We start from the raw sequence: 21,077 nt of genomic DNA on the forward strand, positions 1-21,077 counted from the left end.
GTTAAATATTTAGGACATGCCAATGACCAGAACAAAAAAAACTCTGAGTTGGTTAGCAGGGATCGTTGCTTTGGTGATCGTCGGGATCGTTATCTTTGTGATCACCTTTGACTGGAATCGACTCAAGCCAACTATCAATCAGAAAGTCTCAACTGAGCTTAACCGTCCCTTTGCTATCCGTGGCAATCTGGGGGTTGATTGGTCGCGGCCTGCAGATGAAACCGGCTGGCGCTCTTGGGTGCCTTGGCCTCATGTTCATGCTGAAGATATTGTTTTAGGTAACCCCGCTGATATTCCTGCAGTATCTATGGTATCGCTCGAGAGAGTTGATGCCAGCCTCTCTCCGCTGGCTCTGCTGGGTAAGCAGATTTATATCCCTCGAATTAAACTCAAACAGCCAGATGCATCGTTGCGCAGGTTGGCAAATGGCAAGAATAACTGGACCTTTGAGCTTGCGAACGCCTCTAATGAGGGTCAGCCTAAAGATCAAAAATCGGCTTGGTCTTTCAAGATCGACGACATTGTCTTTGATCAGGGGAAGATCGCTTATGACGACGCAATGATCGGTGCAAAATTCAAAGCGACCATCGATCCGTTGGGCAAACCTCTGCCATTTAGTGAAGTGGTGGGCGATAGCAGCTCTGCGAAAAAAGTGGCGAGTAAGAAAGCACCGGATTATGTCTTTGGCTGGAAAGTGGATGGCACATATAACGATGAGTCACTTTCGGGCAGCGGGAAGATTGGCGGAATGCTGGCGTTACGCGATCCTGATGGATTATTCCCATTACAGGCTGATGTTCGTTCGGGAAAAACGCGTGTAGCGGTCGCTGGTACGCTGAGCGATCCACTCAATTTAGGCGCGCTGGATCTACGCCTGCAATTTTCAGGACAGAGCCTGAGCCAGTTGCATAAACTCACCGGCATCGTGTTACCGGATACGCCGCCTTACTCCACTGATGGACACCTTAGCGCAGAGCTTAAACGTGCAAAAGGCGCGATTTATCGTTATCAAAACTTCAACGGTAAAATTGGCGACAGCGATATTCACGGTAGCCTAACCTACCAGATGAGCAAACCTCGCCCTTCTCTGAGCGGGGAATTGGTTTCTAACCAGCTCCGCTTTGCTGATTTGGCTCCGCTTATCGGCGCTGATTCTAATCAAGAAAAAGCGAGCCGAGGCCAAAAAGCAACTCAGCCATCCGATAAAGTTCTGCCTAGGGATAAATTTGATACCAAGCAATGGTCTACGATGGATGCAAACGTCAAATTTACAGCCAAGCGCATTGAGCACGGAGAGTCGCTGCCGCTTAGCGATCTCTATACTCATCTCTCTTTAAATAACGGTACGTTACTCATGGATCCGTTACGCTTTGGCGTAGCCGGTGGCAACCTGAATTCAACGATTCGCCTTGAAGGAAAACGTACGCCGATGCGCGGTACGGCAGACCTTCACGCCCGTGGTTTCCAACTACAAAAGCTGCTGCCGAATGTTGAATCGATGCGTCGTAGCTTAGGACAACTGAACGGTGATGCCAAAATAAGTGGGACGGGGAACTCAGTGGCTGATTTGCTTGGTACTAGCAACGGTGATGTGCGCTTACTGGTTAATGACGGTGTAATAAGTCGAAACCTGATGGAGATAGCCGGCCTTAACGTGGGTAACTATCTGGTGGGCAAATTATTTGGCGATGATGAGGTCAAGATTAACTGTGCGGCGGCGGACATTGGCATCAAAAATGGTTTAGCCGCTACGCGATTGTTCGTCTTTGATACCGAAAATGCGGTGATAAATATTTCGGGTAACGTCAATTTAGCGACTGAACGGATGGATTTATCGATTGATCCTGAAAGTAAGGGAATGCGTGTTCTCACTTTACGCTCCCCGCTGTATGTGAAGGGAACCTTTAAGCATCCTGACGTCGGGGTTAAAGCAGGTCCTCTCATTGCGCGTGGTGTAGCAGCCGTTGCTTTGGGCGCTGTTGTTGCGCCTGCAGCAGCGTTGCTAGCGTTGATATCGCCAAGTGAAGTGGATTCTAATCAGTGTGGTGGCATGCTGAAAGGGATGAAAAAATAGTCAAACAGTCCATCTAAAATGGCAAGCCTAGAAATATGGTCTATGCTTTTTGGGTGTAACAACATGATTGTGTTGTTCATTTTTAATGCACACAGAAAACAAGGAAATGGATGATGAACGTATGGAATAAGGTCCTGTTAGCTTCGCTTTTTGGATTGGTTGTCGCAGGCTGTGATGATTCCACGAAGGTAGATGCCAACCTTGATAAAGCGAAAGATAACGCGGAACAAATCAAAGATGCTGCGGATAATAAAGCCGATCAGATCACCGATGCTGCAAAGCAGCAGGCTGATAAGCTGAAGAAAGAGGCTGACGCTCAGGCTGAGCAGCTGAAGGACAAAGCGAAAGCAATTAAAAGCGAAGCAGAAAAACGAGCGGATGCTATTACGGATGACGCGAAAGCTAAAGCCAATTCGCTAGAAAAGCAGGCTAAGCAGCAAAGCGATCAGATCGTTGAACAGGCGAAGAACATTAAAGACAGCGCTATTAGCGGTGCGAACGATCTGTCAGCCGATGCTCAGACGAAAACTCAGGCGATAAAAGACAGTATGAAGCAAAACCCGCCAGCACAAAGCGGTTCTGCTCCTGCAACAAATGGCAATCAATAACGTTAGACACACTATAATTTAGGTGTGGGTTATATCATTTTTAATCAGTAAATTTAGGGGGAATATATGGGAATCCTTTCGTGGATTATTTTTGGGCTTATTGCCGGTATTTTGGCTAAATGGATCATGCCGGGGAAAGACGGCGGTGGTTTTATTGTTACCGTCATTCTTGGTGTGGTCGGTGCCGTTGTTGGTGGTTATATAAGCACTTTCTTTGGCTATGGCAAAGTTGACGGTTTTAACTTTGGCAGCTTTATGGTTGCTGTTATTGGCGCGTTGGTGGTGCTGTTTATCTACCGTAAAATCCGTAGCTAATGATGCTCTCGGGGCGGGCTTCCGCCCCGATGCTTTAATAGGTTAACGAACGATCTCACCATCGCGCAAAATGAACATCAGCTTCCCATCCCAAAACTCAGCGATGAATACATCTTCAGCTTTAATTCCGCAACGTTCTAACTCCTGTTGCATCCATGCTTCATCTTTTTCTATCTGATTTAGTTCATAAGAGCGTAGACGTCCATCTTTCATCAGAATGATTGATGGCATCTGAGCGCCTTCGCACACAACGGTAAGCTGTCCGCTAGGCTCAATTTGGGCGTAGTTAATCTCTTGGAACGAATGAATACCTTGGGCGTGTAACTGAGAGGATACGTTTAAAATATCGATTTTGTTTTTCTTGGCCAGAATGTTCTCCATCAGAAAACGCCCTTTTTTTATAATAGGGATTGGATCGCCGATGGTGACTGAGCGGAAAAAATAGACGTGCTTACTGATGGCATTCAGTAGTGAAATTAAGCATACCCCAATGAGCAATACGATAATATATTGATAGAGAGGGATCGCATCGCTGTAGATCACGCCGCCAATAATTCCACCTAATACGAAGTTGCCAATAAAGTCGACCGGCGTCATTTGCGATAGCTGAGTTTTACCTGAGAAATTTAAGTGTGTAATGACGATGGCGAATCCCAAAATAAATTTCACTAAAACGTATCCGTAGTACTCCATACTCCCTCCCAAAGCGATCAAAAACGATAAGATTATCTTTGTGTTTCTTAATAATAAAAACAGAAGCTCGCTTTTTATACAAGAGAGCATCGCATGTGGGCCTAAACTTTATAAGGTTTATCGGCGTGAGGTATAAAGGCTGATGCAGCGGTGATCCTGAATTTCTTCAATTGATGCCAGATTCATTTTCCACCATTCGCGCTGGGTGGCTAATAACACAAAACTTCCATCATCCACAGGCAGCAAAGCCAATCCAAATGCACCCATATCTTCGCGTGCTGCGGGTAAGCCGTTGGCGAGTAGAATAAATGGGCTACTATGTGATAGCTCACTTTTTTCTAATTTACGTGCCCAATAGCGGTGGCTGTTGATGCCATTTTTTATTTGCTGCCATTGATTAGAGAGTGACGGTATCAACCTGTTTATTTGCTGGCGTACTTGGGGTTTGGTGCAAGACATATGGATATGTAGTTGATTTTGGCTACGACCATATTCAGAGTTTACGGTCAACGACAACACATTATCAGGCACCGGACTGCCATAGCGCTTTGATAACCACGGACGCTGTTGCCAAGCGGCAGCAAAATAGTTGGGTTGCTGCGGTTTGAGCAGCAAAGGAGATTCAATTCCGGTAATTTTTGCCGTCGGCATTAATAGATATTGCAATGGTCCGTTGCGATCTTTAAAGATCACAAATCTCTGAGCGAGATTAACCTCGGCACAAGGGCTCGGATTTTGGCGCTGTTGCTGATGCGGTACGCATTGCTGGCTGACTATTTTCCACAATGCATCAGAGTGTGTGGGTCGTAAGTAAAAGAAAGCAGTAATGATGAGTAGCACAACGACGATCGCTATGGCGAAACATGTTCTGCGCTGAAATCTCATCATTACCCCGTTATATTATTAAACCTTAAGGGTGCTTACCTTACTGAGCACAGGCGCGTTTGTCTAATGCGCCGCTCCAGCGTGTCATCCCAAAGGCTAGCAGTACAACGATAGCACCAATCCAAGGGGTTACCATCAAACCGTAGTTCTCAACGACCATTCCACCGACCCATGCACCTCCAGCAATGCCGAGATTAAAAGCGGCAATATTCAGGCCGGAAGCAACGTCTACAGCATGTGGTGCGTAGCGTTCTGCCTGCTGCACCACGTAAACCTGTAGCCCAGGGACGTTACCAAAGGCGACGGCACCCCAGAACAACACGGTAATGAGTGCCAGTATTGGGCTATGGGCGGTAAAGCTGAATACGGCCAGTACAGCAGCGAGCAGTAAGAAGATAATCTGCAACGCTTTGATTGGCCCCATACGATCAGCTAAACGTCCCCCCCAGAGATTACCTGCCGCAACGGATACGCCATAAATCAGCATAACCCAGGTAACGGCACCAGCGCTGAACCCACTGACCTGCTGTAAAATCGGAGCTAAGAAGGTAAAGGCAACGAAATTACCGCCATAACCCAGAGCCGTTTTAGCATATACCATCAGCAAACGCGGCTGTTTTAAAATAGTGAGCTGACGTGCGATAGACGCAGGGGGGGTATGTTTCAAGCCATTCGGTACAAAAATCAGGCTACCGATCAGTGCGACAATACCCAGTAACGATACGGCTAAGAAGGTTTCATGCCAGCCGAAATGTTGACCGATGAACGTGCCTAAAGGTACGCCGGTCACCAGAGCAACAGTCAAACCTGTGAACATGATAGCGATAGCGCTGGCCGCTTTTTCTTTCGGTACCAGACTCGTCGCGAGCGTTGAGCCGATAGAGAAAAAGACGCCATGGGCTAAGCCCGTCAAGACGCGAGCGGTCATCAGAGAGGTATAGCCGGGGGCTTTCCACGCTAATAGGTTGCCGAGGGTAAACAGCACCATCAGACCAATTAGCAGCGTCTTACGTGGCATACGACCGGTTAGTGCAGTGAGCACAGGGGCACCGATAGCTACGCCGAGCGCATATAAACTTACCAGTAGGCCGGCTGACGGCAGAGAAACCTGCAAGTCAGCGGCTATGGTCGGGATCAGCCCCACGATAACAAACTCTGTGGTACCGATGGCAAAGGCGCTGATGGTCAGCGCAAACAGAGCTAATGGCATAACTGCAAACTCCTCTTCTTTTCGTTTTTCAAACCGCAGGTTGCTGCGTGTTGAAATATCTTCGATATGAATAATTGATGGCGCTGAGTTTGCACGGATTATTTTTGCTGAAAAATAGGGTTATACTCACAAGATAATTGATTGATGAGCAATAATGAAAACTACAACCGAAGAGCTTGTGGCGTTTGTCGCCGTCGTAGATGCAGGGAGCCTGACAGGCGCAGCAGAGCAGTTAGGACAAACGCCGAGCGGGATTAGCCGAGCACTGGGGCGTTTAGAGCAAAAGCTGGAAACTACGCTATTGAACCGCACTACGCGGCGTATTGATTTAACCGAAGAAGGGCGCATCTTTCTTGACCGCGCTCGCGCTATTCTTGAGGCGATTGAAGAAGCCGAAGAGCAGTTGGCGCTCCAGCGTCATCGTCCCGCTGGACGTTTGCGTATAAACGCGGCATCACCGTTTATGTTGCACGTGGTGGTGCCCTTGATTGATGAGTTTACCGCTCGGTTTCCAGAAATCGTTCTAGAGCTGAATACCAGCGATCAGATTATTGACCTTCTGGAGCAGCGTACTGATGTGGCGATTCGTATTGGTACTCTGCAAGATTCGAGCCTGCATGCGCGTCCAATTGGGCGCTCAAGGTTAAAGGTTTTGGCGTCTCCGAGCTATCTTCAAAAACACGGAACGCCACAGCAGGTCACTGATTTGAGTGGGCATCGTCTGTTAGGCTTCACGCAGCCTCAGTCATTAAATCAGTGGCCGCTTAAACAGAGTCAGTGTGCTAGTTTTGCGGTTACGCCCGATATTGCAGCCTCTAGCGGCGAGACATTGCGTCATTTAGCGATAAGCGGAAGGGGGATTGTGTGCCTTTCTGATTTTATGACGCACCAGGATATCGCCGAAGGGCGTTTGGTGCCGATTCTTACCGAGCATACGTTGGAAACTTATCAATCTATTCACGCGGTGTATTATCGAAACAGTCAACTTTCGGCGCGAATTCGTTGTTTCCTCGATTTTCTGGCTGAGAGATATCCGCTGCATCGCTGAGAAATGTCCTGTTCCCCCCGTTATTCATTGGCGGGAACAGGCAGTATTAGCAGGTTAATCTTGCGGTGCTTTACGCTCTACGGTTTTATCGCCCGCATAGTCAGCGGTGGCAATCCATGCGGCGCAAAATAGCGTGAGCCTAGCGAAGAAGTAGAAGAAAGCCATCAGACCAATGACCGAGCCAAAGGCTGCGCCGGAAGGTGAGCGCGCAAGGCTTGGCAGAGTCCATGTCATCACAAATTTAATCACTTCAAAGCCAATCGCGGCGATAAGCGTACCGCGTAATAATGCCTTTTTCTTTGGCTTGTGGCGCGGCAGTACTAAGAAAATCCACAGGAATAATAGATAGTTAGCCATGATTGAAATCGAGAGCGCGATGGCCGTCATTACTGGGCGTAGCCATTCAATGCCATCAAGGCCGAGTGCTTTAACGATGGAAGCCTGCGCTGCGCCCGCGATTGAGGTGAAAGAGAGCGAAACGATCAATGCGATGACTAAGCCGGTCAGCGAGATAAAATCTCGCAAATAGCGAAAATAAAACTTCTCTTGATCCTGAGGATTACGTTCCCATACATCGCGTGACTGGGCGCGAATCGCTTCACGCAGATTCCCCATCCAACTAATGCCTGAATACAGGGCAATGGCTAAACCCGTTAGTCCCACGGTAGTACGCTGCTGAATCGCGGTATTTACGGTATTTTTAAGTGTGTTGGCTAAGTTTGGATCGCTAATGCTGCTGACGATTTTATTAATAAGTTCGGTGAGCAAATCTGGATTTGATGCCAATACGAAACCCACGGCTGCAAAAGAAACCATCAAAATGGGGATTAGGGATAGAAAGGAGAAGTAGGTGATGGCAGCACCAAACTGACTTCCGAGTCGATCATTAAAACGGTCAACCGCACGAATAATATGCGCAACGCTAGGAATGGCTTTGAACCAGGTTACGAAGCAGTTGGCTTTATGAATGGTTTTGGTCACCTGTTTGGTGACGCTGGCTGTACTACTTTTGGCATCTATGTCATTCGGCATAAGCATTTTTCACCGGCATGCACCAAGAAACGATGTCATTTTAGGCGGTTAATTTCTCACGTCAGGGTAAAGGATTAAGCTAGATCCTAGCAGAGTAGAGCAGCAAGGCAAAATATCAGGCAAATATGGGAGGTGTTGTTACACGAACACATGCGTTAAACACGGCACAACATTATGGCGTGTATATCGTCATTACTCGTAATTTACTCTTATATAGAATATTCTGCTAAATTAAGCTCAACTTTGTACATCACATCTAATCCAGAGCGTATTTCTGAAAAAAAAGAATGAAATACTCCCGTTGTGCAAAAAAATAAGCCTTAAATCTGAGCAGCTATATTCTATTTAATGAGGCTGACGCGGTGTTTTATGTCATAATCACGGCGGTAAAATATATCCGCAATTCTCTTGGCTGCACGTGTCGATTTTTGGTCGAATGTTTTTAGCTAACAAGGCAAGGTAAAGGCATGCTCGATATTGATGTGAGCGTTATCCGAATTTTTTTAACGGTGATGGATACGCGAAGTGTCACCTTAGCGGCTGAACTGCTGAATAGTTCAACGGCCTCTGTCAGCCGTGCTCTTAAGAAAATGCGTGATAGCTTTAATGACCCTCTGTTTATTCGTACTAAAAAAGGGTTAGAACCGACGGCTCTCGCTTATAATATTACCCCTAATTTAGCTCAAGCGCTTAATAGCATTCAGAGCGCGGTGAGTGTATCGACCTCATTGCATCATGGTGATAATCGCCAAACGAGATTGAAACTCAGCTTGTCACCGATGTTAGAGTATTATTTAACCAGCATATTGCAGCAACAGGGATATCCCTTTGATAGCGTTGCCTTGACGAATGAAACCCATGACGGCGACCTAACAAAAGACATCACTAGACTGCGTACTCGGAAAATAGATATTAGCTTCACCCCACAAAAATATGCTGACTGGATGATTACTAACGTTCCATTGTTTGACGTCTTCCCCGTGGTAATGTGTCGTAAGGGGCATCCGCGTATTAAAGCTGGTTTTAATCTTAAGCAGCTAGAAAATGAAGAGTATCTTAGCCCAACGATGTGGCCCTCCTTGTTTGAAGATAACATCGTGTTAAACCCGCACAACAAGGCACCGATATACTCAAGTACGTCGGTACTGAATTTAATGATGATGGCGGCAACGACTGATTATATTCTTGTTTGTGGTAGGATTTTTGCTCATCAATTTGAAAAACTTGTAGATGTGCAGATCTTGGATTTCCCACATGCAAAACCCATGGGAACCATTTATGCCCATTACCACAAGAGTCGAGCTGCTGATGCGAATATCATTGAGCTAATAAAGCAAATAAGGGTAGGGGAGCAGGCGCAGTTAGAAAATGAGAATTGACTGATTGCCAAAATAAATATCTCGTTTTTACATCGTTTGTATATAAGAAGGATAGCGAATGATTATCCTTTTTTATTTGGATAGATAACTATTGGCGTTGAAATTTTAGATAATGAATGTGTCATTTTGAACATTTAATGCTATTTATTGTGATCTGTCTAACATTGTCTAAATTGTGTGATGAAAATCACTAGACAAGATAAAAAGTAGACAATTGTTACATACAAAAAATAAACGGATGAAAATTAAGAATTTTGTTAGTTTTTAATGGCATGTGACTGCTTTTACTTGCCTACATATCAGATACAAAAGAACTACATTTCACTTTATGCAAAAGGGATTTCCGCCCTGAGTTATTGTTAATCGTGTTATTTCTACCTAACTTGTACTCATATATACCCAACAATAAAACTTTCTTGGGTATAGGTCCTCCAAACTCGGCGCACTTTATTTTTATTCGTTCACGTTACGTCGTTATAAATATAACGTGTAGATAGTGAGTATCTGACCTTTATTAGCAAAAAATAGGGTTGTCCTCTTAATAATGCCACTGTCATTACGAATAATGGGCTTTATGTTGCAGCGAAACCGCGTCGGCTGGGAGTTATCACACGGATGTACTACTAGGCAAGGTATCCCGCAGTGGTGCTGCCGATGATATTTAAGGTAATAAAACATGAATTCATTATCCACATCATCATCTGAGCTTGAAGTCATTAATCTAGACAACGCGGTAATTGGTATTTTATCTGACGATCCTATGTTCGCTACGGGTTTGAAAAGCATATTGAAAAAGATTGCGCCTCTGGGGCAGGGCGCAGTCGTTGATTCTGATAGAACTAAATTTATCATGGTAGACTTAGACAGTTTGAATCAGTCTATTTTCCATCTGGTACGCAGCCTGTCTGGCCTGCGTGCATATGACCTGTATCGTATTGTCTTTTGGACCTCTAATCAGGCTGAGCATACGCTGAACTTTGTGCGCCTGATTGATAATGCCAGCTTTATAAATAAAAAAGCGCCTCTTGAATCTGTGGAACAGGCCGTGAAGCAAGTCTTGAGCGGGGGGCGTTTTGTGACTCAAGAAGTGCAACATACGTTTCAAACATCTAATGGTCCAGGTCGAGTGACCGAAGAGACATTCACGATTTTGGATGACATGATGAGCGGAATGCGAGTGAAGTGTATTGCGGCTAAGCTGAATACAGCGGATAAATCGATTTACAGCAAATTGCGCCAATTCCGCGAGCGTCTCTCTTTGTTGCGCAAAAGCGATTTCCTTAGCTTTATCCACGATATTTCGTGATATTGAGATAGCCCTGATAACAAAAAGGCCGAAGATTTCTCTTCGGCCTTTTTGTTATCAGGAACAGTGCTCCCGCTGTTTGGGATTACTCGACTTTTTTCACTGCATTTTCCAGCGTTTCTTTCAGCGACTCGACTTTGGTCGATGGTGACTTCTTACACAGCTCTACCGCTTTAGGGGTCGCGAGGGTTTCTGTTTCGTGCCAGTCCACATAATCTCCGCCGCTGAAATCAGTATCTTTATTAAGTATCCAAAATACGATAGGGCTATAGGATTTAGAATTCATGTTGAGGAATTCTTGGCATGTCATATTGGTCGGTGTGACATCTTGTGCTGCTTTGGCAACGTTTGCCATCAGCAAACCGCTGGAGATGAGGCCAACTAGCAGAGGTACTGAGTATTTATTCATGGCTATCAGATCCTATTATCTGTCCCCATTATACTTCAAGCTATAGGTACGGTAGCGACGTTAGTTCAGTCACTAACTTGTCGCCGACATGTAGCCTGAATTATTTAGGGTAATATTAAATATGTTTAATTATCAGTGAATAAGTGATTCGCCGAGCTGTATTTTTTCTATGTGGCTGGTTTATTTGTCAGCCGGATAAGCATTTTCGCCGAGCTGTTCTTCATCAATTCCTGCAATCTGATATTCACGTTTAACCCTAACTGGTGTGAATCTATCGATAGACCAGAGTATTCCGTAGGTCACGATGAACGACCAGACGCTCGCGAATACGACCACAACGACCTGTTTGAAGAAAAAGTTTACGTTCCCGTCTAGCAGGCCGGATGCGCCAGCAGGATTCCACAGCTGAGTCGCAAACACGCCCAGCAGAATGGAACCCACAACGCCGCCCATTCCGTGCACGCCAAACACATCTAATGCATCATCCAAATATTTACGCATAAGCCCTACCATAAAGTAGCACACCAGACTCGCTATGATGCCGATCAGCGCCGCAGCTTGGAGCGATACATAGCCAGCGGCGGGAGTAATAGTCGCAAGCCCAGCGATAGAGCCAGTTAAAAAGCCTACAAAGTTAGGCTTCTTGGTATGGCAATATTCAATAATAAGCCAAGTAACGGCAGCGGTAGCCGCGGCGATATCGGTGGCAAAAAAAGCTGACACCGTCACGGTGTTCACCTGTAGTTCGGAGCCCGCGTTAAACCCGTACCAGCCAAACCACAATAGCCCTGCTCCAAGTGCGATGAACGGCACACTGTGGCTTCCTCCGCTGCTGATGGCACGTTTACCCACATAGAGCGCTGCTGCTAAGGCTGCGAATCCTGCGGTTGCATGCACCACGATACCGCCCGCGAAGTCGAGTACGCCCCAGCGCGCAAAGAGACCGTTCGGGCTCCAGACCATGTGAACAAATGGGCAGTAGACGAAGAGCAGCCATAAAGTGAGGAAAATAAGGTAAGCGCGGAAGGTGACTCGATTGGCAAATGCACCGGTGATAAGCGCCGGTGTGATAATGGCAAACATCATCTGATAACCAATATGAACAATCAGAGGGATACCACCTGAATTGCCAGTATACATTGTGCTTGGATGTACGTTATTCAAAAAGGCGTAGTAGGAGGGATCACCTATGATGCCGTTGATGGTGGGGCCAAAGCAGAGCGAATATCCGACAACAAACCACAGTATTGCAGTCCATCCCATCGATACAAAGCTTTGGAACATAATCGTGAGCACATCTTTGCGAGAAACGAGCCCTCCATAGAAAAATGCTAATCCTGGCGTCATCAACATCACTAAGCTGGTACATAACAGCATAAACGCTGTATTACCAACATCGATCTGATGAAACGCAATGGCAATATGACTCATAGATAGTGTCCTGACATTAATGATAATAAATCATGGAGTTAATTTTCTTTCTTTTAGTAAACTGTATTTATCATCATTAGTTTTACAGCGCATGGCGAATAAAATAAATCATACAATAACCTGAGAGGAAATTGTGTTGTTTTTTGTCATGTGATTTAGCAAGCCTGAGAAGAATCATCACAATGAAATGTATTATAAAGGTTCACAGGCTTGCTAGAGTAATGTCACATGTCTTTTTTTACTTTTTTCCATTCAGACTTAACTTTTTGAGCGAAAGACTCTTTCGGATTTTGTTTACATGCTTCGATGACCAGTGGAATGACTTTTTCAGTTCCATCGACATCAAGTACCGCATCTTCTGGTTTGTCTTTTTTGTTTAGCGCTTCTGCAAAGCCAATGGCGGTGGGTTTGAAACTTTCATCTAGCGCCAAGAAATCTTCGCATGTCCATGATTTAACAGGCTTCTTGTTTTCTGCTGCGTGTCCTATAGCAGAAAAGCCCATTAGGCATACCATGCTGATTAATAATGTTTTTTTATTCATGCTTAATATCTCCAAATTAATATCGTTGAATGCTGCTATTTCAATATAACGTTGTTCTGTCATGTCGCAAATTTTTTTATAGCGTATTGAGACCAGAAAAAGTAGTAATCAGGTAAATGACATTTCCTGACTTTTCATGCAAGAAAATTGTTCTATATTAATTTCAGTTTTATCTTATGAAAATAAAGTGAATTTTCATTTTGTGGTCTTGTATTGGTATCTTTGTGATATTTAATCCTTGCGGCTAACTTGCGCCAATTTTATTGGTGGCCTAGCTTTAACAGAAAGACAAATACCTTTTAGGAGTTAAGAATGGCTAAGAAAGAAGTAGCGGATTTTCGCTCAGAGCTATTAGATTCCCGCTTTGGTTCAGAAGCGATTCGTAATATTTCTGAGGGAAAAATTTTCCCTAAAGACGAAATGCGTGAGGATGTTGCATTTCAAATCATTAGCGATGAACTGTTTCTTGATGGGAATGCCCGTCAGAACTTGGCCACGTTTTGCCAAACGTGGGATGACGATAATGTTCATAAGTTAATGGACTTATCGATCAATAAAAACTGGATCGACAAAGAGGAATACCCACAGTCTGCAGCCATCGATCTACGCTGCGTGAACATGATGGCAGACCTGTGGAATGCGCCGGTACCCGCAAATGGCCAAGCGGTCGGTACCAACACTATCGGTTCTTCCGAGGCCTGTATGTTGGGCGGTATGGCGATGAAATGGCGCTGGCGTAAACGTATGGAGGCTGCGGGTAAACCAACGAACAAGCCGAATTTGGTTTGTGGCCCTGTTCAGATTTGCTGGCATAAATTTGCACGCTACTGGGATGTCGAGCTGCGTGAAATTCCTATGCAGCCGGGTCAGTTGTTTATGGATCCAAAACGTATGGTTGAAGCCTGTGATGAGAACACCATCGGCGTCGTACCGACGTTTGGCGTGACCTATACCGGCAACTATGAATTCCCTCAGCCGCTACATGACGCGTTGGATAAACTTCAGGCGGAGACAGGTCTTGATATTGATATGCATATCGATGCCGCCAGCGGTGGCTTTTTGGCGCCTTTCGTTGCACCGGATATCGTGTGGGATTTCCGTTTGCCTCGGGTTAAATCCATCAGCGCCTCGGGTCATAAGTTTGGTCTTGCTCCCCTTGGCTGTGGCTGGGTGATCTGGCGTGATGAGGCCGCGTTACCAGAAGAACTGGTGTTTAAAGTGGATTATTTAGGCGGACAAATTGGCACGTTCGCAATTAATTTCTCTCGTCCAGCAGGTCAGGTTATTGCGCAATATTATGAGTTTTTGCGTTTGGGGCGAGAGGGTTACACCAAGGTGCAAAGCGCCTCTTATCAAGTCGCTGGTTACTTAGCCGATGCTATCGCCAAATTAGGGCCATATGAATTTATCTGCTCTGGCGGTCCTGAAGAGGGGATTCCTGCGGTATGTTTCCGTGTGAAAGAGGGCGAGAATCCGGGTTATACCCTGCTCGATCTCTCTGAACGTTTACGACTACGGGGTTGGCAGGTACCTGCGTTTACACTGAGCGGTGAGATGTCCGACGTTGTAGTGATGCGCATTATGTGCCGCCGTGGTTTTGAGATGGACTTTGCCGAATTGCTGCTTGAGGACTTTAAAGCTTCGCTGAAATACCTCAGTGAGCACCCATCTCTGCAGGGCATTGCGACTCAGAATAGCTTTAATCACACATAAGAATAGCGATTTAACTTTCTTCTGAACTTCAATGTCTAGACCAGTGAAGCTGTAGCTTCTGCTTTCAGCTTCACTGGCGACAGATGTATTAACTCGCATAGGGTGGGCGTTTTATGTCCGATAATAATATTTCTAGCACGGCCAAGCCTTCTGCTTCAGCGAAAAAGCTGGGTATTGCAACGCTGGCAATTATGAATATTGTTGCCGTAGTTAGCCTCAGGGGTTTGCCCGCTGAAGCTGAATATGGCTTGAGTTCTATTTTTTACTACCTGTTTGCTGCCGTATTTTTCTTGATCCCTGTGTCATTAGTTGCTGCTGAATTGGCGACCGGTTGGCCAGAAAAAGGTGGGGTTTTTCGTTGGGTCGGCGAGGCATTTGGCCCACGTTGGGCGTTCCTTGCTATGTTTATGCTATGGATCGAGGTTACCGTTTGGTTCCCTACCGCACTGACGTTTTCTGCAGTTTCACTCGCTTTTATTGGCCCAGATCAAAAATGGGATGAGGCCCTGTCGGCAGATAAATTCTTTGTACTAGGAATAGTATTATTTGTTTATTGGCTTGCGACCTTTATCGCGTTCAAAGGAGTGGGTACCTTTGCCAAGGTATCAAAATGGGGCGGTATTATTGGCACCATTATCCCAGCGGTTATTCTGATCGTTTTAGGTTTCTCTTATTTGATTTTTGGCGGTGCGCCACAGATTAAATTGTCATGGGGCGAAGTTATTCCTGACTTCACCAATTTCGATAACATTGTACTCGCAGCCAGTATCTTCTTGTTCTATGCAGGGATGGAGATGAATGCGATACATGTTAAAGACGTTGAGAATCCTAAGAGAAACTATCCTATTGCCATCATGTTAGCTGCGTTAGGTACTGTGCTGATTTTTGTATTGGGCACATTAGCTATCGCGTTTGTTATTCCTCAGTCTGACATTAGCCTAACGCAGAGCCTGTTGGTGGCCTACGACACGATGTTTAAGTGGGCGGGCATCGAATGGTTAGGTCCGGTGGTAGCCTTTGCATTAGCCATCGGCGTGTTGGCTGGCGTGGTCACTTGGGTTGCGGGCCCATCTTCCGGTTTGCTCATCGTGGCAAAAGCCGGTTATCTGCCGCGTTGGTGGCAACACACCAACAAAAACGGCATGGCGACCCACATTTTGCTGCTTCAGGCATTGCTTGTTTCGCTGTTGGCTATTCTGTTTGTCGTTCTGCCTTCTGTGCAGGCCGCTTATCAGATTATGAGCCAGTTGACCGTAATTCTTTATTTAATCATGTATATGCTGATGTTTAGCTCAGCAATTTATCTGCGCTATAGCCAACCTAATCGTCCACGTCCATATCGTATTCCCGGCGGGGATATCGGGATGTGGATCATCGGTGGTGCTGGTTTGGTAGGCTCTATACTGGCCTTTGTATTCAGCTTTATTCCGCCAAGCCAAATTTCCGTCGGTAGCCCAACGGAGTATGTCGGGATCCTGATTGCGCTGACCATATTCTTCGCGGTGCTGCCTTTCCTGATTTACTTAATCCGTAAACCACATTGGCGTGATGAAAACAGCGACTTTGCCCCATTCACTTGGCAGGTTGAGAGTGGACATCCGGGGATCCAAAATGTGTCGTCGGCGCACACCGGCGACGTCGTTACCGCACCGGTCAAAACGACGGAACCCGCCATTCTGCCAGCGGTGACACCAAAGCCGTAATCACATACCTAAAGGGTAAGGGGAGAGTTCGCTTAATGCTGTTCGTTTAAGAGATCGAGATACACGGGGCTAGCACACCGCGGGGCGCTCAGGCAGCTAAAGCTGCTCCGACACCCATCTGTGTACTTCCCCTAAAATCACGCTTAAGTGACCAGAATTGGCGTTCGCTTCCCCTTACTGCAAAGATTTATTCTTGGAGTCAGTATTATGACTATTGATCCTAGCCGCTTACAGCAAGCGGTGGCGAATGCCTATTCCCAATATTCAACGTTAGCAGGCGGAGAAAACGCCAGCTACATTCCCTATCTGGCCAGTGTGCCGAGCCAGCTGTCTGCGCTGGCTATTGTCACCGTGGATGGAGAGGTTTTTTCCCAAGGCGATGCAGATTTTCGCTTTGCATTAGAGTCGATTTCTAAAGTTTGCTCATTGGCGCTAGCACTTGAAGACGTCGGCCCGAGTGAAGTTCAGGACAAGATTGGTGCAGATCCAACAGGGTTGCCGTTTAATTCCGTGATTGCACTTGAGTTACACAATGGTAAGCCATTGTCTCCACTCGTTAATGCGGGTGCGATGTCTACGGTGAGTCTGGTTAATGCTAGCGATCGTGAAAACCGTTGGGCACGTATTCTCGATATTCAGCAAAAACTGGCGGGCGCACCGATTGCGCTTTCCGATGAAGTTAATCACTCGGAACAAACCACTAATTTCCACAACCGTGCTATTGCATGGCTGCTCTATTCTGCTGGCGCGATGTACTGCGATCCGATGGAAGCTTGCGACGTGTATACCCGCCAGTGCTCAACGCTGTTTAACACGGTGGAACTTGCCACGATGGGAGCAACGTTCGCGGCGGGAGGGATTAATCCTCGCACTAAAAAGCAGGTGCTGACGGCTTCCAATACGCCTTTTATTTTGGCGGAGATGACCATGGAAGGAATGTACGGTAGCTCCGGTGATTGGGCATATACCGTAGGGTTGCCGGGTAAAAGCGGCGTTGGTGGTGGAATACTGGCTGTTGTACCAGGAGTGATGGGGATAGCGGCATTTTCCCCTCCGCTAGATCCTACAGGCAACAGCGTACGTGGACAAAAAATGGTGGCTTCAGTTGCCCAAGAATTGGGATATAACCTCTATCGAGGCTGTTGATGATGGGAGAGCCGCCTGTTTCTGCCAGCAAAAATAAATCTCTGAGTATCTTCAACGTTGCGGCGCTGGGTATTGGTGCGATGGTGGGGGCTGGAATTTTTGCATTGCTTGGTCAGGCGGCTCTATTAGTCCATTCAGCCACTTGGCTTTCATTTGCTGCTGGTGGCGTGATTGCACTATTTTCCGGCTATGCTTACTCCTGCCTCGGTGCGTTTTATCCTAGTCGGGGTGGGATTATCGATTTTTTTCGGCATGGTTTGCCGTCGACAACGTTAGCAAACATGCTCTCCCTTCTATACTTAGTCACACTGGCGTTGACCATTGCGATGGTTGCTCGCGCGTTCGGTGCCTATGCGCTTCAGCTTTTCCATGAACACTCCACATCGAACGGGTTACAGGAAGCTTATGCTGGTGGCATTATTCTGGTGTTAGCGCTGGTCAATATGGCAAGCAGCAATGCGGTAGGGCGTACCGAGCTGGTCTTAGTGGCAATAAAACTCGGAATTTTACTCGTACTGATTGCGGCGGGTCTGATGACGATCAAACCGCAGCTATTGCAGATCCACCAAGCACCTAGCACAAATGAATTCCTGTCGAGCGTGGGCATGACGTTCTTCGCCTATGCGGGGTTTGGCATGATGGCGAATGCCTCGGATAAAGTCGCCAACCCACGGCGAACTATGCCGAGAGCTTTTATGATCGCCATTTGCCTGACGATCGTGCTGTATATCCTGCTGTCACTGGTTCTGCTTGGCAACGTGTCCGCCGCAGATTTAGCGAAATACGCCGATACCGCAGTGGCTCAGGCTGCATATCCCATTTTGGGAAGGCTAGGGTTTACCGTGGTGTCTATCGGTGCGCTATTGGCGACCGCTTCAGCGATTAACGCCACGCTGTTTTCCGCATTCAATATTATGTACAGCATGGGTGATAACAAAACGTTGCCCGCGCTGTTTAAGCAGACACTTTGGCATCAAGCCACCTACGGCAATGTATTGGCGGTACTCGCAGTATTAATTCTGGCTATCGCACTGAATTTAAACTCTTTGGCTAACGTAGCTAGCGCGACATTTCTTATCTGCTATCTGGCAGTGTTTGTGGTGGCATGGCGGTTGCGACACAAAATAAATGCTTCTCCGGTACTGGTTCTACTCGGGATGATCCTGATGCTGTTGGTCTTTATTGGCTTTATGTCTAGCCTGCTGATTCAAGGAGCAAAGGAAGTGGCGATCGTTGTGGGTGCATTGTTGGGCTGTTGGTTATTAGCGCTTAATGCCAAGCGCCAGCAACGTTTATCGGGGCGATAAGATGGAATCGTGGCTGGTTCAATTTCTCCTACTGTATGTCACTTTTTTGGCCATGTTTAGCCCTCCAGCGACGATGACCGCGGCGGCAATCCTTTTAGGCGGTATTCCCAATACGGCATTACGACGCGTGGCATGGCGCGTTGCTTGGGAATATGTTTTTGTGATGATGATTGTCATTTGGTTAGGCAATTACATGCTTACGGCGCTGGGACTCAGTACCCACGCATTAACGGCAACGGGTGGGGCAGCACTGTTATTTCAAGGGTGGCCCTTGATGACGCGCGGGACTAAAGCCGAGCAAAGCAATGCGCTGCTCAATAGCGAAAGTCCGAGAAACGTCAATGATTTGGCCGTTGTACCGTTGTTGTTTCCGTTGTCTATTGGCGGAGGCACCATCGCGGTCGGTATTTCTTCTGCAGCGCATAGCAGTACGCTTGATGGTCTGTTGATGTTATCTGCGGTGATTTTGGCGATGGCCCCGACGATTGCTGTTACGTTTTTGGCTTCAGGCCCTCTTCATGGACGCCTTTCAACCGGTGCAATGGACACGCTGGCACGTATCTCAGGGATTATACTGGTGACGCTTTCGCTACAGCTTTTGGTTTCTGGTATTACCGGATTAGTGATTACGGCGATACATACGTTGAGTTAGTTAAACGGATGAAAAAGGGCTTTGAGGTGAGAATCAAAGCCCAAGTGAACAGCTTTACGTGCGCTTAGCGCATGGTCACAAACTCTTCCGAACCGGTAGGATGGATCGCGACGGTGTTGTCGAAGTCTTTTTTGGTTGCGCCCATTTTCAGTGCGACCGCAAAGCCTTGCAGCATTTCATCCATACCATAGCCGATACCGTGAATGCCGACGATTTTTTCATCTTTACCCACGCAAACCAACTTCATACGGCACGGCTGGCGATGCTGAGTCACTGCGGTGTACATTGCGGTAAACGCAGATTTATACACTTTCACGTTCTCTTCGCCGTGCTGCTCTTTAGCCTGTTCTTCGGTTAAGCCCACGGTGCCAATTGGCGGGTGGCTAAAGACGACGGTTGGGATATTGCTGTAATCCAGATGCTCGTCTGGCTTATTGTTAAATAGGCGTTCAGACAGGCGACGCCCCGCAGCTACTGCGACAGGTGTCAGTTCGACTGCGCCGGTATTATCACCAACAGCATAAATGCCTTTTACGTTGGTATTTTGATATTTATCGACGGTGATGTAGCCTTTTTCGTTGGTTTTAACGCCAGCGGCTGCCAGATTGATATTGTCATTGGCAGGCTCACGACCAATTGCCCAGATTAGGCAATCAACTTCAAATTCTTTACCGTTTTCCAGCGCCAGAGTCAGGCTGCCGTCGCTATTTTTGGTCACAGATTTTGGCACAGACTGAGTGTGAAGCTGTGGACCTTCAGCATTCATCACTTCAACCAGCGTTTCAACGATCATTGGGTCGAAGGTGCGCAGCGGTGCATGCTTACGTACGAACAGGTGGGTTTCAGCACCCAGACCGTTAAGAACACCAGCGATCTCTACGGCGATATAACCAGCACCGACTACCGCAACGCGTTTTGGCAGTGCATCCAGTTCGAAGAAACCATCAGAGTTGATACCGTACTCTGCGCCCGGAATATTTGGGCGAGAAGGGCGACCACCGGTTGCAATCAGAATATGATCGGCGGTGATAGTTTCACCGTTCACTTCAATGGTATGAGCGTCGATAAATTTAGCAAAACCGTGGATGACATCCACCTTGTTGTTGCCTAAGCCGCGCTCGTAGGATTGATGGATGCGGTCGATGTAAGCGGTACGGCTTTCGATCAGTTTACCCCAATCGAACTTATTGACAGTGGTATCAAAACCGTAGTCTGGGCCATACAGGTGAATCGCTTCGGCGATCTGTGCCGCATGCCACATGACTTTTTTCGGCACACAACCCACGTTTACGCAGGTGCCGCCCAGATACTTGGCTTCAACCAAGGCACATTTTTGGCCATACATGGCCGCACGGTTGATGGAGGCAATACCACCGCTGCCACCGCCAATTGCGAGATAGTCATAATGTTTAATCATCAGGGTGTCCCATGAGTTGTGTATATCCATCATACTTCAAGCGGCTTCTTTGTTGGCTGCGCTCGCTATCTATCTCCCTAGAGTAAGCTCATCGGGTATGCGCACTGGCCGTCTTAATGCTGCTTGAATGACTTTGGCTATATACCGACAGCGTTTGAGGCCACTTAATTCACGTAACGCCAATCACTGCGGATGAGAAAATTGCCT

At 46.8% G+C, this 21,077-nt stretch carries 19 protein-coding genes; 11 read left to right on the forward strand and 8 right to left on the reverse strand.

The genetic code is table 11. The features are described 5' to 3' along the window. Window positions 1-22: 22 nt before the first annotated feature. The 3 genes from M988_RS00760 (at window position 23) to M988_RS00770 (ending at window position 2,997) form a co-directional block, all read left to right on the forward strand. Complete coding sequence (locus tag M988_RS00760) at window positions 23-2,074, forward strand: AsmA family protein (RefSeq protein WP_064572486.1); 2,052 nt, start codon at window positions 23-25, stop codon at window positions 2,072-2,074. A gap of 113 nt (window positions 2,075-2,187) precedes the next feature. After that, window positions 2,188-2,682, forward strand: coding sequence for a hypothetical protein (locus M988_RS00765; protein ID WP_020303553.1), 495 nt, complete (start codon window positions 2,188-2,190; stop codon window positions 2,680-2,682). A 66-nt stretch (window positions 2,683-2,748) separates the two neighbouring features. Further along, complete coding sequence (locus M988_RS00770) at window positions 2,749-2,997, forward strand: GlsB/YeaQ/YmgE family stress response membrane protein (protein WP_008815568.1); 249 nt, start codon at window positions 2,749-2,751, stop codon at window positions 2,995-2,997. 42 nt (window positions 2,998-3,039) lie between these two features. On the opposite strand, the gene M988_RS00775 is transcribed toward M988_RS00770, so the two are convergent. From M988_RS00775 to M988_RS00785, 3 genes are all read right to left on the reverse strand, one after another. Then, window positions 3,040-3,690: a DUF421 domain-containing protein gene (locus tag M988_RS00775; RefSeq protein ID WP_064572488.1), complete on the reverse strand. Its 651-nt coding sequence runs from the start codon at window positions 3,688-3,690 to the stop codon at window positions 3,040-3,042. Between the two features lie 117 nt (window positions 3,691-3,807). Then, complete coding sequence (locus M988_RS00780) at window positions 3,808-4,575, reverse strand: CDP-diacylglycerol diphosphatase (protein ID WP_423749971.1); 768 nt, start codon at window positions 4,573-4,575, stop codon at window positions 3,808-3,810. 40 nt (window positions 4,576-4,615) lie between these two features. Beyond that, complete coding sequence (locus M988_RS00785) at window positions 4,616-5,785, reverse strand: MFS transporter (protein WP_039189197.1); 1,170 nt, start codon at window positions 5,783-5,785, stop codon at window positions 4,616-4,618. 154 nt (window positions 5,786-5,939) lie between these two features. On the opposite strand from M988_RS00785, the gene M988_RS00790 reads away from it, so the two are divergent. Then, a complete protein-coding gene (locus M988_RS00790) occupies window positions 5,940-6,833 on the forward strand; it encodes a LysR family transcriptional regulator (RefSeq protein WP_008815564.1) in 894 nt (297 codons plus the stop codon). Between the two features lie 54 nt (window positions 6,834-6,887). Here the strand turns inward: M988_RS00790 and yhjD are convergent, their stop codons facing one another. After that, entirely contained in the window at window positions 6,888-7,871 is a 984-nt protein-coding gene (gene yhjD / locus M988_RS00795; protein WP_008815563.1) for an inner membrane protein YhjD, read from the reverse strand. Between the two features lie 461 nt (window positions 7,872-8,332). On the opposite strand from yhjD, the gene M988_RS00800 reads away from it, so the two are divergent. After that, window positions 8,333-9,244, forward strand: coding sequence for a LysR family transcriptional regulator (locus M988_RS00800; protein WP_039189203.1), 912 nt, complete (start codon window positions 8,333-8,335; stop codon window positions 9,242-9,244). Window positions 9,245-9,920: 676 nt separating this feature from the next. Further along, window positions 9,921-10,550, forward strand: coding sequence for a response regulator transcription factor (locus M988_RS00805; RefSeq protein WP_008815561.1), 630 nt, complete (start codon window positions 9,921-9,923; stop codon window positions 10,548-10,550). Window positions 10,551-10,635: 85 nt separating this feature from the next. On the opposite strand, the gene M988_RS00810 is transcribed toward M988_RS00805, so the two are convergent. The 3 genes from M988_RS00810 to hdeA all read right to left on the reverse strand — a co-directional run bounded on the left by M988_RS00810 (window position 10,636) and on the right by hdeA (window position 12,932). Further along, a complete protein-coding gene (locus M988_RS00810) occupies window positions 10,636-10,959 on the reverse strand; it encodes an HdeA/HdeB family chaperone (RefSeq protein ID WP_008815560.1) in 324 nt (107 codons plus the stop codon). A 180-nt stretch (window positions 10,960-11,139) separates the two neighbouring features. Then, window positions 11,140-12,390 (reverse strand): ammonium transporter, encoded by a 1,251-nt coding sequence (locus M988_RS00815; RefSeq protein WP_039189207.1) that lies wholly within the window; start codon window positions 12,388-12,390, stop codon window positions 11,140-11,142. Window positions 12,391-12,614: 224 nt separating this feature from the next. Beyond that, complete coding sequence (gene hdeA, locus M988_RS00820; RefSeq protein WP_008815558.1) at window positions 12,615-12,932, reverse strand: acid-activated periplasmic chaperone HdeA; 318 nt, start codon at window positions 12,930-12,932, stop codon at window positions 12,615-12,617. Between the two features lie 312 nt (window positions 12,933-13,244). On the opposite strand from hdeA, the gene gad reads away from it, so the two are divergent. From gad to M988_RS00845, 5 genes are all read left to right on the forward strand, one after another. Next, window positions 13,245-14,645 carry a glutamate decarboxylase gene (gene gad, locus M988_RS00825; RefSeq protein ID WP_064572492.1) on the forward strand — a complete coding sequence of 467 codons (1,401 nt, stop codon included), beginning with the start codon at window positions 13,245-13,247 and terminating at the stop codon, window positions 14,643-14,645. Between the two features lie 113 nt (window positions 14,646-14,758). Then, on the forward strand, window positions 14,759-16,348 hold the full coding sequence (gene gadC / locus M988_RS00830) for a glutamine/gamma-aminobutyrate antiporter GadC (RefSeq protein ID WP_039189216.1): 1,590 nt from the start codon (window positions 14,759-14,761) through the stop codon (window positions 16,346-16,348). Window positions 16,349-16,555: 207 nt separating this feature from the next. Then, on the forward strand, window positions 16,556-17,494 hold the full coding sequence (gene glsA, locus M988_RS00835; RefSeq protein WP_061059430.1) for a glutaminase A: 939 nt from the start codon (window positions 16,556-16,558) through the stop codon (window positions 17,492-17,494). After that, entirely contained in the window at window positions 17,494-18,801 is a 1,308-nt protein-coding gene (locus M988_RS00840) for an APC family permease (RefSeq protein WP_039189222.1), read from the forward strand. The genes glsA and M988_RS00840 overlap by 1 nt, the downstream gene beginning before the upstream one ends. 1 nt (window position 18,802) lies before the next feature. Beyond that, window positions 18,803-19,453, forward strand: a complete 651-nt coding sequence (locus M988_RS00845; protein ID WP_064572494.1) for a MarC family protein — start codon at window positions 18,803-18,805, stop codon at window positions 19,451-19,453. Window positions 19,454-19,517: 64 nt separating this feature from the next. Here the strand turns inward: M988_RS00845 and gorA are convergent, their stop codons facing one another. Continuing rightward, on the reverse strand, window positions 19,518-20,870 hold the full coding sequence (gorA, locus tag M988_RS00850) for a glutathione-disulfide reductase (protein ID WP_008815552.1): 1,353 nt from the start codon (window positions 20,868-20,870) through the stop codon (window positions 19,518-19,520). Between the last annotated feature and the right edge of the window lie 207 nt (window positions 20,871-21,077).

Source organism: Hafnia paralvei ATCC 29927 (assembly GCF_001655005.1).
GTDB lineage: Bacteria > Pseudomonadota > Gammaproteobacteria > Enterobacterales > Enterobacteriaceae > Hafnia > Hafnia paralvei.

Coding starts and splice junctions, on each gene's coding strand:
- M988_RS00760 (WP_064572486.1), top strand. CDS start 23: ATGACCAGAACAAAAAAAACTCTGAGTTGGTTAGCAGGGATCGTTGCT.
- M988_RS00765 (WP_020303553.1), top strand. CDS start 2,188: ATGAACGTATGGAATAAGGTCCTGTTAGCTTCGCTTTTTGGATTGGTT.
- M988_RS00770 (WP_008815568.1), top strand. CDS start 2,749: ATGGGAATCCTTTCGTGGATTATTTTTGGGCTTATTGCCGGTATTTTG.
- M988_RS00775 (WP_064572488.1), bottom strand. CDS start 3,690: ATGGAGTACTACGGATACGTTTTAGTGAAATTTATTTTGGGATTCGCC.
- M988_RS00780 (WP_423749971.1), bottom strand. CDS start 4,575: ATGAGATTTCAGCGCAGAACATGTTTCGCCATAGCGATCGTCGTTGTG.
- M988_RS00785 (WP_039189197.1), bottom strand. CDS start 5,785: ATGCCATTAGCTCTGTTTGCGCTGACCATCAGCGCCTTTGCCATCGGT.
- M988_RS00790 (WP_008815564.1), top strand. CDS start 5,940: ATGAAAACTACAACCGAAGAGCTTGTGGCGTTTGTCGCCGTCGTAGAT.
- yhjD (WP_008815563.1), bottom strand. CDS start 7,871: ATGCTTATGCCGAATGACATAGATGCCAAAAGTAGTACAGCCAGCGTC.
- M988_RS00800 (WP_039189203.1), top strand. CDS start 8,333: ATGCTCGATATTGATGTGAGCGTTATCCGAATTTTTTTAACGGTGATG.
- M988_RS00805 (WP_008815561.1), top strand. CDS start 9,921: ATGAATTCATTATCCACATCATCATCTGAGCTTGAAGTCATTAATCTA.
- M988_RS00810 (WP_008815560.1), bottom strand. CDS start 10,959: ATGAATAAATACTCAGTACCTCTGCTAGTTGGCCTCATCTCCAGCGGT.
- M988_RS00815 (WP_039189207.1), bottom strand. CDS start 12,390: ATGAGTCATATTGCCATTGCGTTTCATCAGATCGATGTTGGTAATACA.
- hdeA (WP_008815558.1), bottom strand. CDS start 12,932: ATGAATAAAAAAACATTATTAATCAGCATGGTATGCCTAATGGGCTTT.
- gad (WP_064572492.1), top strand. CDS start 13,245: ATGGCTAAGAAAGAAGTAGCGGATTTTCGCTCAGAGCTATTAGATTCC.
- gadC (WP_039189216.1), top strand. CDS start 14,759: ATGTCCGATAATAATATTTCTAGCACGGCCAAGCCTTCTGCTTCAGCG.
- glsA (WP_061059430.1), top strand. CDS start 16,556: ATGACTATTGATCCTAGCCGCTTACAGCAAGCGGTGGCGAATGCCTAT.
- M988_RS00840 (WP_039189222.1), top strand. CDS start 17,494: ATGATGGGAGAGCCGCCTGTTTCTGCCAGCAAAAATAAATCTCTGAGT.
- M988_RS00845 (WP_064572494.1), top strand. CDS start 18,803: ATGGAATCGTGGCTGGTTCAATTTCTCCTACTGTATGTCACTTTTTTG.
- gorA (WP_008815552.1), bottom strand. CDS start 20,870: ATGATTAAACATTATGACTATCTCGCAATTGGCGGTGGCAGCGGTGGT.